The 14,653-nt window shown below is 60.8% G+C and carries 16 protein-coding genes; 6 read left to right on the forward strand and 10 right to left on the reverse strand.

The features are described 5' to 3' along the window. Positions 1-77 precede the first annotated feature (77 nt). A complete protein-coding gene (gene fliI, locus DevBK_RS17435) occupies positions 78-1,400 on the forward strand; it encodes a flagellar protein export ATPase FliI (protein ID WP_061909144.1) in 1,323 nt (440 codons plus the stop codon). A gap of 61 nt (positions 1,401-1,461) precedes the next feature. Continuing rightward, complete coding sequence (fliJ, locus tag DevBK_RS17440; RefSeq protein ID WP_061909142.1) at positions 1,462-1,875, forward strand: flagellar export protein FliJ; 414 nt, start codon at positions 1,462-1,464, stop codon at positions 1,873-1,875. 109 nt (positions 1,876-1,984) lie between these two features. On the opposite strand, the gene DevBK_RS17445 is transcribed toward fliJ, so the two are convergent. From DevBK_RS17445 to DevBK_RS17455, 3 genes are all read right to left on the reverse strand, one after another. Then, positions 1,985-2,647 carry a PRC-barrel domain-containing protein gene (locus DevBK_RS17445; protein WP_061909140.1) on the reverse strand — a complete coding sequence of 221 codons (663 nt, stop codon included), beginning with the start codon at positions 2,645-2,647 and terminating at the stop codon, positions 1,985-1,987. A gap of 380 nt (positions 2,648-3,027) precedes the next feature. Beyond that, complete coding sequence (locus DevBK_RS17450) at positions 3,028-3,486, reverse strand: GNAT family N-acetyltransferase (RefSeq protein WP_062629882.1); 459 nt, start codon at positions 3,484-3,486, stop codon at positions 3,028-3,030. Between the two features lie 58 nt (positions 3,487-3,544). Beyond that, positions 3,545-4,639 (reverse strand): putative zinc-binding peptidase, encoded by a 1,095-nt coding sequence (locus DevBK_RS17455; RefSeq protein ID WP_317186357.1) that lies wholly within the window; start codon positions 4,637-4,639, stop codon positions 3,545-3,547. Between the two features lie 140 nt (positions 4,640-4,779). On the opposite strand from DevBK_RS17455, the gene DevBK_RS17460 reads away from it, so the two are divergent. From DevBK_RS17460 to DevBK_RS17470, 3 genes are all read left to right on the forward strand, one after another. Beyond that, positions 4,780-4,992: a DUF2934 domain-containing protein gene (locus DevBK_RS17460; protein WP_062629880.1), complete on the forward strand. Its 213-nt coding sequence runs from the start codon at positions 4,780-4,782 to the stop codon at positions 4,990-4,992. A gap of 92 nt (positions 4,993-5,084) precedes the next feature. Further along, positions 5,085-5,696 (forward strand): LysE family translocator, encoded by a 612-nt coding sequence (locus DevBK_RS17465; RefSeq protein WP_317186358.1) that lies wholly within the window; start codon positions 5,085-5,087, stop codon positions 5,694-5,696. 62 nt (positions 5,697-5,758) lie between these two features. Then, complete coding sequence (locus DevBK_RS17470; protein WP_317186359.1) at positions 5,759-5,956, forward strand: DUF2934 domain-containing protein; 198 nt, start codon at positions 5,759-5,761, stop codon at positions 5,954-5,956. 51 nt (positions 5,957-6,007) lie between these two features. Here DevBK_RS17470 and flhA read toward each other — a convergent pair whose 3' ends face one another. The 6 genes from flhA to fliF form a co-directional block, all read right to left on the reverse strand. After that, positions 6,008-8,170 carry a flagellar biosynthesis protein FlhA gene (flhA, locus tag DevBK_RS17475; RefSeq protein ID WP_062629877.1) on the reverse strand — a complete coding sequence of 721 codons (2,163 nt, stop codon included), beginning with the start codon at positions 8,168-8,170 and terminating at the stop codon, positions 6,008-6,010. A 70-nt stretch (positions 8,171-8,240) separates the two neighbouring features. Further along, positions 8,241-9,608, reverse strand: a complete 1,368-nt coding sequence (locus DevBK_RS17480; protein ID WP_317186360.1) for a sigma-54 dependent transcriptional regulator — start codon at positions 9,606-9,608, stop codon at positions 8,241-8,243. 21 nt (positions 9,609-9,629) lie between these two features. Further along, positions 9,630-9,920, reverse strand: coding sequence for a flagellar motor switch protein FliN (gene fliN, locus DevBK_RS17485; protein ID WP_244484006.1), 291 nt, complete (start codon positions 9,918-9,920; stop codon positions 9,630-9,632). A 56-nt stretch (positions 9,921-9,976) separates the two neighbouring features. Then, positions 9,977-10,660, reverse strand: coding sequence for a hypothetical protein (locus tag DevBK_RS17490; RefSeq protein ID WP_317186361.1), 684 nt, complete (start codon positions 10,658-10,660; stop codon positions 9,977-9,979). Positions 10,661-10,663: 3 nt separating this feature from the next. Then, the gene (fliG, locus tag DevBK_RS17495; RefSeq protein ID WP_061909122.1) at positions 10,664-11,740 is read right to left on the reverse strand and encodes a flagellar motor switch protein FliG; all 1,077 of its coding nucleotides are present in this window, start codon (positions 11,738-11,740) and stop codon (positions 10,664-10,666) included. A gap of 6 nt (positions 11,741-11,746) precedes the next feature. Further along, positions 11,747-13,399 carry a flagellar basal-body MS-ring/collar protein FliF gene (gene fliF / locus DevBK_RS17500; protein ID WP_062629874.1) on the reverse strand — a complete coding sequence of 551 codons (1,653 nt, stop codon included), beginning with the start codon at positions 13,397-13,399 and terminating at the stop codon, positions 11,747-11,749. 150 nt (positions 13,400-13,549) lie between these two features. On the opposite strand from fliF, the gene DevBK_RS17505 reads away from it, so the two are divergent. Next, positions 13,550-14,170: a glutathione S-transferase family protein gene (locus DevBK_RS17505; protein WP_317186362.1), complete on the forward strand. Its 621-nt coding sequence runs from the start codon at positions 13,550-13,552 to the stop codon at positions 14,168-14,170. Between the two features lie 71 nt (positions 14,171-14,241). Here the strand turns inward: DevBK_RS17505 and DevBK_RS17510 are convergent, their stop codons facing one another. Beyond that, positions 14,242-14,520, reverse strand: coding sequence for a DUF1153 domain-containing protein (locus DevBK_RS17510; protein ID WP_035102845.1), 279 nt, complete (start codon positions 14,518-14,520; stop codon positions 14,242-14,244). Positions 14,521-14,653: the final 133 nt, after the last annotated feature.

Consider the following 14,653-nt stretch of genomic DNA (forward strand, 5'->3'; position numbering starts at 1 on the left):
CTTGCGATTCGTGACGGGCTCGATTCGAGCTGTCGCGTAAACCATGTCTCTTCCGAACCGGGGTTGCAGGACCACTCATGAAGGCGCTGATTTCAGCCATCGATGCGATAGACGACGTAGAGGTTTTCGGGCGCGTCAAATCGGTCCAGGGCCTTCTTATCGAAGTCGTTGGTCCCGTGCGCGAACTGCGCGTTGGTGGCCGCGTCATGATCGAGGGCAGCGATGGCGATACACTAGCTGCCGAGATCATCGGCTTTCGCGATGGCCATGCGCTCTGTCTGCCCTTTGGTGAATTGAGCGGTGTGCGCCTTGGCTGCAAGGCCGTCTTCAAGCGCCATGACGGGGCGGTCAATCCCTCGATGTCGTGGCTCGGCCGGGTCATCAATGCCAATGGCGAGCCGATCGATGGGCTCGGTCCGCTCCAGCGTGGCGCCAAATCCTATCCTCTTCGTCAATCCCCACTTGCCGCGCATGATCGCGTCCGCGTCGGTGCGCCGCTCGATCTTGGCGTGCGTACGCTCAATACATTCACGACGCTGTGCGAAGGCCAGCGCATGGGCATCTTTGCCGGCTCAGGCGTCGGCAAGTCCGTCCTGATGTCGATGCTGGCGCGCAATACCAATGTGGACGTCTCGGTGATCGGCCTTATCGGCGAGCGTGGCCGCGAGGTGCACGAGTTCATTCAGGAATATCTCGGCGAAGAGGGCCTTCGCCGCGCCGTCGTCGTCGTTGCGACCTCGGACGAAGCCGCGCTCATGCGCCGGCAGGCTGCCTATATTTCCCTCTCGCTCTCGGAATATTTCCGCGACGAGGGCAAGCGTGTTCTGTGTATGATGGACTCGCTCACCCGCTTTGCCATGGCGCAGCGTGAGATCGGTCTTTCCATCGGCGAACCCCCTACCGCCAAGGGTTATCCACCGACAGTTTTCACAGAATTGCCACGTTTGCTCGAAAGAGCCGGCCCAGGGACGCCTACGACCGGTTCTATTACCGGACTTTTTACCGTTTTGGTGGAAGGTGATGATCACAATGAGCCAATTGCGGATGCCGTGCGCGGCATTCTTGATGGGCACATCGTGATGGAGCGCGGAATTGCCGAGCGGGGACGTTATCCTGCCGTCAACGTGCTCCGGTCCATCTCGCGCACCATGCCAGGGTGCGTACCGCCCGATTTTCGGCCGGTACTGGCAAGGGCGAGGGAGCTCATGTCCATATTCTCGGACATGGAGGAGCTGATCCGGTTGGGGGCATACCGCAAAGGGTCGGATCCGAATGTGGACCTTGCTATCGGTATCAACCCGAAGCTGGAGGCGTTTTTGAGCCAGCAGCGGGAAGAGACCACGACGGTTGCCGAAGGCTATCGACGCCTGGCGGAAATCATCGCGGAAGCCGATGCTTAGGGTCGATCGGGAGGGCTTAACGCCTTTTCGGAACTGGCTTGATGTGTAAGGAGTACAGGTCTTGAAATCGCGCAGCGAGAGCCTCATTCGGCTCAAGAAGTTCAATGTCGACGAGAAGCGCCGGCAGGTTATGCAGATCGAAATGATGGTCGCGGACTTCGAGCGCATGGCCTCCGAGCTCGATCAGCAGATCGAGATCGAGCAAACCAAGACCGGCATTTCCGATGTCGCTCATTTTGCTTATTCCACCTTTGCCAAGGCCGCTCTCCAGCGCCGCGACAATCTCTTGGCTTCGGCCAATGATATGCGCGGCAAGCTTGAAAATGCGCAAGATCAGCTCGCCGAAGCGCTCGAAGACCTGAAAAAGGTCGAGCTGCTCGATCAGCGCGAGCATGAGCGCGAGCGCCAGGAACAGAACAAGCTTGAACAAGCAGATTTCGACGAAGTGGCTCGTCAGCGCTTTCTCAAGCGCTAGTGCCCAGCGCTACTTCTGAAGCGCATCTGTTCGTCAGACGAAAAAAGGCCCGCAGAAGCGGGCCTTTTCTTTTTCATGGGTCCTCAGTGAGCAAGGACCTATGAGAAACTTAGTTGGTGGTGGCCGGTGCTGCCGGTGCCATCGTGTCAGCCGGAGCGGCTGGGGTCATGCCGTCAGCAGCAGGGGCCATCGCGTCGTTCGCGCCATCGACGGGCTCATCGTCAGCCCAGACGAAGTCGGGAGCTGCGGTCAGGGCATCAGCCGTGGTCGGAACAACCCAACGTTCGGTGTTGTCGGCAGCAACGGTGAATTCAAGCGCCTTGAAGTCAACGGCAACGCTCTTTTCGCCGATGCCGAGGAAACCACCAACGCCGATCACCACAGCAGTGATCTGGCCATCAGCGTCGAAAACCAGGTCGCTGATATTGCCGATTTCTTCAGCGTCATCACCGGCGCTCGAATAAACGGGCTGGCCGATCAGGCGCGAACCGAGGTTATCGGTATCAGCGGCAGTGTAGCCGGCCGACATATCCCAAGGCTCATTGACGTCGGTTTCTTCCATAGCACCAGATTCAACAGGCGCAGCTTCAACACTCGTTGCCGGAGCAGCTGGGGTTTCAGTGCCCATAGCTGGCGTTTCAGTGGTGGTTGCCGGAGCTTCGGTGCCCATGGCCGGAGTTTCCGTCGTGGCAGGAGCAGGCGTGGTCTGGGCAATAGCAGCGGTACCCATGAGCACGGCAACGGCCGTAGTAGTCAAAAGCGTGCGGATCATTGTAGGCTCCAAAGGTTCATCGTTTTCATGAACAGGCCCATGTGGTGATTACTTGCCGGTAGCACCGCATGGGCCGTTATGATGAGACAACGTCACGTCCCCACGACCCGTTCCCGAGCAATTTTTTCCGATTGTTCGGGAACCATGAAATATTTGCTGCAGAAAAATTGAAAAGGCCGGCTTCCGCCTAGGCGGTGCCGGCCCTTTCCGCCTCCCTGGCGGATTAGTCGCGTCCTGCGAAAAGACAAGAATTCGCGTTCTTGCCGTAGCACCACACATTAGTTGCCGCCCGGCAGGACGCGCTCTATGAGCGACAGATCCACAATAGCGCAGGAATTAGGGCAGGAGTCCGCTGGCCGGGTTAATGCGTTAAATTTGACTTAATTGGATAAGGTTGCGGTATCTTTATCGTAGTCGCGCATCGCCCGATGCGGCATGCCGCCGTCGAGAAATTCGGGCCCGAATTCGACGAAACCTAACTTATGATATAGGCCGAGTTTGTCCGATTGGGCAGTGAGATAGAACCTGTCTCGGCCATCTTGGCGCGCATCTGCCATTGCGGCTTCGATCAACTGGCGCGCGACGCCCCGGCCACGATAATGGAGGCGCACGGCGACACGGCCGATCTTGATGTGCTCGGGATAATCGATGAGCCTTAGGGTGCCGACCACTTCGCCATCGGCAATCGCCACGTAGTGCGTCGCCGTCAGATCGAGTTCGTCGTTCTCCTCTTCCTCCGGCACTTTTTGCTCCCAAACAAACACCTCGCGCCGGAGCGCAAAGGCGGCGTTGCAGAGGGTCGAGAAGGCGGGGACGGTGAGAATGGTAAGGCTGGACATGAACCGGATGTAGCAGGCGGCCGCTGCGCGGTGAAGCGCCAACGACCGCCTGCCTCTCTCATTCCACCGCTTCGAGAGCCGCTAGTTGTTCAAGCGCTGGCGCCTGATGCACCAGATCGTTGACGAAGGCGAGCTTGTCGATCACGGGCGGTGACAGCACGAAGGGATAGGCATCGGTCTGGCCCATAGCCCGGTTGAGATTGTTGAGCAGCGACGCCAGCGGAATCCAGTTATCGACGATCTCGCTCATATCGGGCGCCATATAGGGATCGAAGCGAACAGGCGGCAGCGCGAGACTATCGTCCCCCGTTCTGGGTTTTGCGCGAATGCCAAAAGCGGCAGCCATCTCCACAGTGTCGGTGATGTGGAGATAATGGGCGAAGGTTTCGGCAAAATCTTCCCAAGGGTGGGCGGTCGCATAGGCACTGATATGGGTCGCGGGCCAACCGGCCGGCGCGCCATTGGCGTAATAGGTCTTGAGTGCCTGCCCATAATCGGCGCGCTCGTCCCCGAAAAGTTCGCGATACCGTGCCTCCTGTGGCTTTTCGCGCACGAGCAAATCCCAATAGTGATGCCCGATCTCGTGGCGGAAGTGGCCGAGGAGCGTGCGATAGGGTTCGCCCATGCCGGTGCGCCGCCGCTCGCGTTCTGCATCGTCCGCTTCGGCGAGCGAAATGGTGATGATGCCGTTTTCATGCCCGGTCATCACCGGTGCATTGCCATCGCCATCGGCGAGGAACCGGAAAGCGAGACCATGTTCCGGATTTTCCGCGCGCGTTTCGAGCGGCAAACCCAAGCGGAGCAGCGAGTAAAACAACCGTTTCTTGGCGCGTTCGATCGTCTGCCAGCGCGAGAGATTATGTGGGTCGTCGAGCGAGGGAATGGTCTCATTATGCTGGCAGGCGAGGCAGAAGATCGATCCACCCTCTTCCTTGGTCACCAGCCAATTGCAGGCGGCGTGGCGCGCGTTGTCGCAATAGATATAGGTCTTGCCGGGCATGGCAGGCGCTGTCCACACGTTGTCGCCTGCGGGGTCGAGCGAGACCAGCGCATTTTCCTCCGGCAGATAGCCGAGAGCGTGGCCGCAGTGCTCGCAAAGATTGTTCTCAAAATAGATCGTATTGCCGCAGTGATCGCAGGAAAAAAGCTGCATGGGGCCCTCGCTGTCGCGTCCGGAACAATGTCGGGCGTGCTGGCCCGTTCCGGTCCTTGCAAAATTCTCGTTGCCGGCCGCGCTGTCACGCGGTTGCCGCGTGACTTGTCTAGACCAAAGCCATTTCAGGAGGATTTGACATGGACATCAACGAAAACAGCATCCGCGAACGGGCCCGCTGGCTCTGGAAGCAAGCCGGAGAGCCCGAAGGCCGCGATGTCGAGTTCTGGCTCGATGCGGAAAACAGCCTCCGCGCCGAGGGCAGCGACGGCAATTTCCGCGCCAGTGAAGGCGAGGAGCACAATTCCAATTCCAACGCCTATTCGCCCACTCCATTCGGCACGCAGAGCTGAACCAGATCCAAGGCCTCGGTGGATAAATCTGCCGGGGTCTTGCCCGCGGGCAGCGCAGGCGAGATGGTCGCAGCGCCCAAGGAGGCCGATGCATGACCGTTGAATTCCTGATCACCACCTTGATCGTCGTCGTTTCGCCCGGCGCCGGAGCGCTTTACACCATCGCGGCAGGCCTTGGCCGCGGGGCACGCGCCAGTCTCTGGGCCGCGTTTTTCTGCACGCTCGGCATCGTCCCGCACATGATTGCCGCCATCACAGGTCTCGCCGCGATCCTTCACGCTAGCGCCATGGCCTTTGAGATCATCAAATATCTCGGCGTCGCCTATCTCCTCTACATGGCCTGGGCGACTTTGCGCGAAACCGGATCGCTTGCCGTCAATGCGGATGAGGCGAGGAAGCCACTCAAGGACATGGCGACCGAAATCATCCTCATGAACCTGCTCAATCCAAAACTCTCGATCTTCTTTTTTGCCTTCCTGCCGCAATTCGTGCCGGCGGACGCACCTGGCGCCGTGCCGCAGATGCTGCAATTGAGCGGGGTTTTCATGATGATGACCTTCGTGGTCTTCGCGCTCTATGGGCTCTTTGCTGCTGCCATCCGCAATCAGGTCGTCTCGCGGCCCGCCATCATGGTCTGGATGCGCCGATCCTTTGCCGCCGCCTTTGTGGCGCTTGGTGCCAAGCTCGCTCTCACGCAGCGCTAAGCGGTCGGCAACTCTCGCCTCTGCCCGGCGTTAACCAAAGTCGTCAAGACGAGGAGGGATGCATGGCACATTACGAGGAAGACAAGATCCGCGACCGGGCCTATCAGCTTTGGGATCTGGCCGGTCAGCCCGAGGGCCAGGAGCAGGATTTTTGGTATCAGGCAGAGCGCGAGCTCGCCGAAGAGATCGAGGTCGATACCTCCAAGGAAGCTTCGGTTCTCGATCTACCTCCCATCATTCCGGGCGGCATGACCAAATGAATTAGGGCGACCCTGGGGTCGCCCTTTTTGTTTCCAACTCTGCCTTAGCCCTTAAACGCTGCCCACCGTCTTGAGGCGCACGCGCGGGTGAACCTCGTTCTGGCTCATCACCACCGTCTGCGGGCGGAAGCGTTCGATGATGGCGCGGACATGTGGCCGGATCGAAGGCGAGGTGATCATTACCGGCAATTCGCCCTGCTGAGCGGCGCGCTCAAAGCCCTGGCCGACCGCCGCGATGAACTGCTGCAGGCGGCTCGGTGCCATGGCGAGGTGACGGTATTCGCCTTCGCCAACCATGGCTTCGGCAAAGTCGCGTTCCCATTGCGGCGAGAGTGTCAGGAGCGGCAGGTTGCCGTCCTGGCCGAGATTGGCGGCGCAGATCTGGCGGGCAAGGCGCGAACGCACATGTTCGGTGATCGACTGGATCGAACGGCCGGGGCCGGCGACTTCGGCAATGCCTTCGAGAATGGTCGAAAGATCGCGGATCGAGATACGTTCGGTGAGGAGCGCTTGCAGCACGCGCTGCACACCGGAAACCGAGATCTGGCTCGGGATGATGTCTTCGACAAGCTTCTGCTGGTCCTTCGGCAGACCCGAAAGGAGGCTCTGCACATTGGCGTAGCTGAGGAGTTCAGCAACGTTTGCCTTCAGTACTTCGGTCAGGTGGGTCGAGATAACGGTCGATGGGTCGATGATCGAGAGGCCACGGAGCTCAGCTTCGTCGCGCAGGGCCGGATCGATCCAGGTTGCGGGCAGGCCGAAGGTCGGCTCGGTCGTCTGGTGGCCCGGCAGGTCGATCGGATTGCCATAAGGGTCCATGACCATGAGGAGGTTGGCGTGGATCTGGCCGTGCGCCGATTCCACTTCCTTGATCCGGACCTTATAGTCATTGGGCTCGAGCTGCATGTTGTCGAGAATTCGGACAGGCGGCATGACGAAGCCGAGTTCGAGCGCGAGCTGGCGGCGGAGCGCCTTGATCTGCTCGGTCAGGCGATCGGTGCCGCTGTCGTCTTCCTTGACGAGGCCGAGGAGGCCATAGCCGAGTTCGAGCTTGAGATCGTCGATCTTGAGGCTTTCGCTGATCGGCGGTTCGCCTGCCGGCGCACCACCAGCGGCAGGCTGGCCCGGCGTACCACCCGCAGCCTTGGTCGCGGCATCGGCCACGGCCTTGGCGCGTTCGGCCACATCGCGAACCGTCTTGCTCTTCGAGGCGCGGTAGGCGGCATAACCAACACCGCCCGAAAGCGCCATGAATGGGATGAGCGGCATGCCCGGCAGGAGGGCGAGAGCGGCCATGACGGCCGACGCCATGCCGAGCGCCTTGGGATAGCCGCCGAATTGGCTGGTCAGCGCCTTGTCGGCCGAACCGGTCACACCCGACTTCGACACGAGAATACCGGCAGCGGTCGAAACGATCAGCGCCGGGATCTGCGAGACGAGGCCGTCGCCGATGGTCAGGAGCGTATAGACCTGGCCGGCTTCACCGGCCGAAAGCCCTTCCTGGAAGATGCCGATGGCCATGCCGGCCGAGACGTTGATGAAGGTGATGATGAGGCCGGCAATGGCGTCGCCGCGCACGAATTTGGACGCACCGTCCATGTTACCGAAAAAGGCGCTTTCGCCTTCGAGTTCGGCGCGGCGCTTTTTGGCGGTGTCTTCGTCGATCAGGCCCGCCGAAAGGTCGGCGTCGATGGCCATCTGCTTGCCGGGCATGGCATCCAGGGAGAAACGCGCTGCGACCTCGGCGATACGGCCAGAACCTTTGGTGATGACGATGAAGTTCACGATCACGAGGATAATGAAGATCACGATCCCGATGACGAAGTTGCCGCGCGTCACGAAGTTGCCGAAGGCCTCGATGACGTGACCGGCCGCCGCCGACCCATTGTGACCTTCCGAGAGGATGAGGCGCGTGGTCGCCAGGTTCATGCCGAGACGCAGCATGGTCGCGATCAGCAGCACCGTCGGGAAGGAGGAGAATTCAAGCGGCTTCTGGATGAAGAGTGCCGTCATCAGGATCATCACTGAGAATACGATCGAGATGGCGAGCAGCGCGTCGACCATCAGCGCGGGCAGCGGCACGATCAGGATGACGATCAGACCCATGACGCCGGAGGCCAGGGCGATATCGCCCGAACGCAGCGTATCGAGCACTGTCTTGACGGACGGTGGCTTGAAGCTGAAGCGGGAATTCGAGGCTGAAAGATCGGTCATGGGATCGGGCTACCGGGGAGAAACGGGAAAGGAGGGCGGCGACTTCGCCGTCCTCCCGCCAAATTTGAATTTAAGCGACGTTGCGCCGCTCTCCGGGGTCGGGAATGTTCATTCCCTCGTCCGAATATTGGTTGAGTTTGTTCCGCAGCGTGCGGATCGAGATGCCGAGGATATTGGCCGCATGAGTGCGGTTGCCCCAGGTGTGGTCGAGGGTGTCGAGGATCAGCTCGCGCTCCACATCGGCCACAGTTCGGCCGACAAGGGCGCGGGACATGGCTTCGGCGGTTTCGGCGAGCTGCTGGGCCGGCGAATTGGCGCGGGCGGCTTCATTGAGGCCCATGCCATCAGGCAGGACGATGGCTTCCGAGCCGATCATCGTGCCGGTGGCGAGTAGTACGGCGCGGTGCAGCGTGTTTTCGAGTTCGCGGACATTGCCCGGCCATGGCGCATGGAGGAGGGCGGTGCGGGCATCGTCCGAGAGCTCACGCTTCGGCAGGCCATTAGCCTTGGCATATTTGGTGACGAAGTGGTCGGCCAGCGCCACGATATCGCCTGGACGCTCGCGCAGCGCCGGGAGCTTGAGATTGACGACGTTGAGGCGGAAGAGAAGATCTTCGCGGAACGAACCTTCGCGGACAGCCTCGACGAGGTTGCGGTTCGAGGTGGCGAGGATGCGGATATCGACCGGCACGGGCTTGCTGCCGCCGACGCGATCGATCACCCGCTCCTGGATGGCGCGAAGAAGCTTGGCCTGCAGCCGAACGTCCATTTCCGAGATTTCGTCGAGCAGCAGCGTGCCGCCCGAGGCTTCCTCGAACTTGCCGACGCGGCGCGCGATAGCGCCGGTAAAGGCACCCTTTTCGTGGCCGAACAGTTCGGATTCAAGAAGCGCTTCGGGAATGGCGGCGCAGTTGACAGAAATGAACGGCTTGGCGGCGCGCTTGGACCGCGAGTGGACGTAGCGCGCGATGACTTCCTTGCCGGTGCCGCTTTCGCCGGTGATGAGGATCGAGGCTTCCGAGCCTGCGACCTGCTCGGCCATCTTGACGACGCGCTGCATGGCGGGATCGCGGAAGAGGAAATCTTCGCTGTCGCGCGATACTGCCTGGATCACGGCTGCGATCAGCGCGGCATCGGGGGGCAGGGGGATGTATTCCTTGGCGCCGGCGCGGATGGCGTTGACGGCGGCAGCGGCATTGGTTTCGACGCCGCAGGCGACGACGGGAATGGCGATGCGTTCGGCTTCGAGCGCGGCGATGAGGCCGGCAATGTCCATCATCACATCGACGAGCAGCAGGTCGGCGCCACGCCCGGTGCGGAGCGCTGCCATGGCGATTTCGATGCCCGGCGCGTGAGCGACCTTGGCCCCGCCATCCATGGCCATTTTGGTGGCCTGGCTCAGTTGACCTTCAAGGGTTCCGACGATGAGGAGACGCATACCATTCACTCCCGTTTCTTATTATTGCGGCTTGATGATCTCGGTCATGGTGACGCCGAGCCGATTTTCGACCAGCACGATTTCGCCACGCGCCACGAGGCGGTCATTGACGTAGATTTCGACGGCTTCGCCGACCTGGCGGTCGAGTTCCACCACTGTGCCGGTGTCGAGCTTGAGAAGGTGCGAGACCGGCATCTTGGTGCGGCCAAGCACGACCGACACGCGCACCGGCACGTCGAAGACAGCTTCGAGGTCGTCGGCGGTGCGCTCCACATAGGCTTCCATGCGATCGCCACGCTCGGGCGTCGGCATTTCGTCGAGGCCGAGTTCGCCCATGTCATTGGTATCGAGTTCGGGATCGGTCGGGTTCATTCACCGCTCTCCTTGTTGTGGTGGTTGCCGGTCTTGTTCGCCTTGGCGGCGAGATAGTTGGCAATGGTTCCGTCGATGTCGGTTCCAAGGGCGCCGGTATCGCGGATGAGGCCGCCATCGACCCATTCGAGGCGCCCGTCGCCGAGGCGGATGTCAGGCTCGCCCATCACGACGAGACGCCCGGCATAACCGGAGGTCGCGATCTGGGCAGTGGCGATGTCGCGGATCTGGTCGGCGAGATCGGGGTGGCAGCGGATCACGAGATGCGGCACGCCCGAAAGGCTCGGCATGCATTCGGCGATCAGCGCTTCGAGTTCGCCGGCTGGCTCGCGGTTGATGAGGTGGAAGGCAAGCTTACGGCCGACGCTGACGGCGAGGTCTACGGCGGCGACATGGTTTTCCATGCGCGCATCGTCGAGTGCGGCCGTCATGCTTGCAGCATGGGCGGCAAGCATGCCAGCGGCGGCAGCAACGGTCTGGCTGGCCATGGAGGTGGAATTGCCTTCGCCGGCCATGAGACCTTCGGCATAGCCTTCTTCCCGCGCCTCGCGCACGAGACGGGCCACGACGTCCTCGGGAATGCCGACCGGCTCGGGCGGCAAGTCCGGCATGGCAGTCGCCGCATGGACCGGGCGGTCCGCGAGGTCGAGGTCGAAAGTGAAGCGGGCGAGGGCGGCCATGGTTTAGCCGACCATCTGGTCGTCGCCCTTGGACTTGACGATGAGGATTTCCCCCTTCGCGGCCATGTCCTTGGCGGTTGAAACCATACGGCTCTGAGCCTCGTCGACGTCCTTGAGACGCACCGGACCCATGGCCATCATATCGTCCTGCATCAGCTTGGCAGCGCGGGTCGACATGTTCTTGAGGAAGAAATCCTTGACCTCGTCATTGGCGCCCTTGAGGCAGAGGGCCAGTTCACGCTTGTCGACACGGCTCAGCAGCGTCTGCACCGCGGTCATGTCGAGCTTGGCGAGATCTTCGAAGGTGAACATCAGCGACTTGATGCGCTCGGCATCTTCGCGATTGCGTTCTTCAAGGCTCGTGATGAAACGCGCTTCGGTCTGGCGATCGAACGAGTTGAAGATTTCGGCCATCAGTTCATGGCTGTCGCGGCGCTTCGAGGTATTGAGCGTCGAGATGAATTCGGTGCGGAGGGTCTGCTCGATCTTTTCGAGAATGTCCTTCTGCACCACATCGAGGCCGAGCATGCGCTGCACCACTTCCATGGCGAGTTCTGCCGGAAGCGAAGCCAGCACGTCCGAAGCATGTTCCGGTGCGATCTTGGAGAGGATCACGGCAACCGTCTGGGGATATTCGTTTTTGAGGTAAGCGGCGAGGACGTCTGCCTGAACGTTCGAGAGCTTTTCCCACATGTTGCGGCCGGCCGGGCCGCGAATTTCTTCCATGATGGAATCGACGCGTTCCTGCGGCAGGAACGACAGGAGGAGACGCTCCGTCGAATCGGAATTGCCGGCCACATTGCCGTTGGAAGCAATGTTGGTGACGAATTCGGCCATCAGCTCATCGAGCATGGCTGGAGTAATCGGGCCGAGCTTGACCATGGCGCGCGAGAGCGTCTTGATCTCGTGTTCGTCGAGTTCTTCAAAGATCGGCTTGCCGTGATCGGGACCAAGCGCGAGGAGGAGCGCTGCGGCCTTCTCGTCGCCCTTGAGGGCGCGGTAGCTCGAAGCGCCGCCGATCCTGAGCTGGGGACCGCCGGAGCGGCTATCACTCTCGACAGACTGGGAAACAAGGGCCATGTCAGATCACGCTGCGTTGGAGAGCCAGCCGCGCACGATGAGCGCTGCCTGCTTGGGATTTTCTTCGACCAGCGAGCCGACCGACTTGAGCTGCTGGAGCTGGGCTTCGCCCAGGGCCTTGGCGTCTTCGATCCAGTCGTGATTGGCGAGTGCGGCGCGGGCCTGGTCGGTCATCGGATCTTCGGCCAGCGTCGGGATGACATTCCCTTCGGCATCGAGCGTCGTGCCCTGGCCCAGTTCGACGGCGGCCGGCAGAGCCAGCGTCGTCGGCTCGGGGCTCATGACCTTCTTGAGCAGCGGACGGAGCACGAAGAACATCAGGGCGAGCGCGATGAGGAGGGTCACCGCCATTTCGGCGCCGTTCATGATGTCGTCGCGGGTGAAGTCGAGGAGGCCACCCTGCTGATCGGTGCCCGCCGGAGCGAGGTCCGGACGTTCGGCGAACTGCATGTTGACGACATCGACGGTGTCGCCGCGATCGATCGAATAACCAACTGCCGAGCGAACCAGGGTCTGGATCTGAGTGATTTCGTCGGCCGAGCGCGGGGCATAGGTCATGTTGCCCTGGCCGTCGTCGGTATAGGTGCCATCGACCACCACGGCCACCGAGAGACGCTTGAGCGCACCGGCTTCGGTCACGGCTGTCGCGGTCTTCTTGGAGATCTCGTAGTTGACGACTTCTTCGGTCGAATTGCCCTGTTCGGTGCTGCCGTCGCCGCCATTATTGGCGCTGGCGCCCGGCAGTTCATTGGCAACGGTGGCCTGACCGGCAGCGGCGCCGGACTGGTTCTGGGCTTCACGGGTCTGGGTCGAGCGAACGACCTGGCCATCGGGGTTGAAGGTTTCTTCGGTTGTGGTCGAGCGATTGAAGTCGAGTTCGGCCGACACTTCGACGCGGGCCCGGCCCGGTCCGACGACATTGGCGAGCATGTCTTCGATGCGGGTACGCATGCGGTTTTCAAAGCCGAGCACGCGTTCTTCGGCCTGGCCGGCCATGGCGCCGAGGCCATCGTCTTCGGTACCCGAAGCAAGCAGATTGCCGGCATCGTCGACGATCGACACGCGCTGCGGGGTCAGGCCTTCGATGGCGGAGGCAACGAGGTGCTGGATGGCCTGGATTTCGCCATTCGACAGCGCACCGCGCACGGAAAGAACGATCGATGCCGAGGGGTCCTTGCGTTCGCGGCGGAACAGTTCGCGCTCGGGCAGGACGAGGTGGACGCGAGCGCCCTTGATGCGCGTCAGCGACGAGATGGTGCGGGCCAATTCGCCTTCGAGGGCGCGGACATTGTTGATGTTTTGAACAAAGCTCGTCGCACCCAGCGTCGATTGCTGGTCGAAGATTTCGTAGCCGACCTGGCCCTTGCTCGGCAGACCTTCACCGGCAAGGTTCATGCGGACGGTCGTGATCTGGTCGCGCGGCACGAGAATGGTGTCGCCGTCGCCGCGCAGTTCGTAGGGAACGCTCGAGGCTTCAAGCTGGGTGATGATGGCCGAGGAGTCCTCAAGGCTCAGACCACTATAGAGCGGCGCGAGATTTGGGGTTTGGGAGCGCATCATCAGGAAGACGAAGAAACCCAGGATGAGCACGGCCACAGTCGCCATCGCAGCGAGACGTGCAATGCCGATGCGGTTGATGAGAGTAGTGAGACTATCCACGCTGCCACTCGAGTTTGTTCTAGTGCAGTCGTGGGAGCCCCCGTCGACCGCTGGGCAAAAATTACCCACCAGATGGTAAACAATGTCTTAACCACTCGATGCGAAACGCAAAATCAGGCAAGATTTGCCGGGTAGACAACGAGGATTTCCATGGTTCGAGTTTTGGGGCGCGTCACCTCGATCAATGTGCGCAAAGTGTTGTGGGCGCTGGACGAATTGGGTGAAAGTTATGATCGGGAGGATTGGGGATTGCCCATCCGCGAACCCAAAGTCCCGGAATTCCTGGCTCTTAACCCCAATGCCCAGATCCCGGTCTTCATCGACGATGATGGACTGACGCTTTGGGAGAGCAATGCCATCCTGCTTTACCTCGCCAAGACGCGCTCAGCCCTGCTCCCTGTGGACATTCACGCCCATGGCCGCGCGTTTCAGTGGCTGATATGGCAGGCAACCGAGCTCAATCCGGCCTGGGGATATGCCCATCACGCGCTCGCCCGAAAGACACCCGGCTATGACGACCCGGCAAAAATTGCCGAATCAGTCAGTCGCTGGAATGGGCAGATGGACATTCTCGATGCCGAATTGGCGAAGGGAGCGCCTTTCATTGCCGGCGAGGACTTTTCGATCGCCGATATAGCGTTGGGTCTTTCGACGCATCGCTGGCTGCGCACACCTTTCCAGCGCAAGGCGCTGCCCCATGTCGAGGCGCATTATGAGCGTCTGCGCCAGCGCCCTGCAGGCGCGAAATGGATGCCGGATAATATTCCCTGAGGCTTTAGCCAACGCGCAAAACCCCCGAGGCCCATGGGCCTGGGGGTTGTCGCGATCCCAAACGAAGGCGTTTAGCCTTCGCGGTAATGCTGGATCCAGGTTGTCCGCAACCCGGCAAGGCCATGCTTATCGATGGCGGCTTGCCAGTTTAGAAACTCATCGACACTGAGCGTATAGCGGTCACAAGCCTCTTCGAGACTCAGGAGACCACCACGAACAGCCGCGACGACTTCCGCTTTGCGGCGGATAACCCAACGGCGGGTATTGGCTGGAGGCAGATCCGCAATAGTGAGCGGGCTGCCGTCCGGACCGATAACGTACTTTACGCGAGGACGCATCTGTACGGTCATTTTACTCTCTACTCAAACCTGACCATATGAGGATGAGAGTAGGCCGATGAGCTTAAGATACCGCTAAAGGGAAACTTACAACCCGTTAAGATTGCGAAGAAATATCAATCAATTGTCGGGGCTTGCGATACTT

It is taken from the genome of Devosia sp. BK (genome assembly GCF_032907385.1).
Classification (GTDB): Bacteria; Pseudomonadota; Alphaproteobacteria; order Rhizobiales; family Devosiaceae; genus Devosia.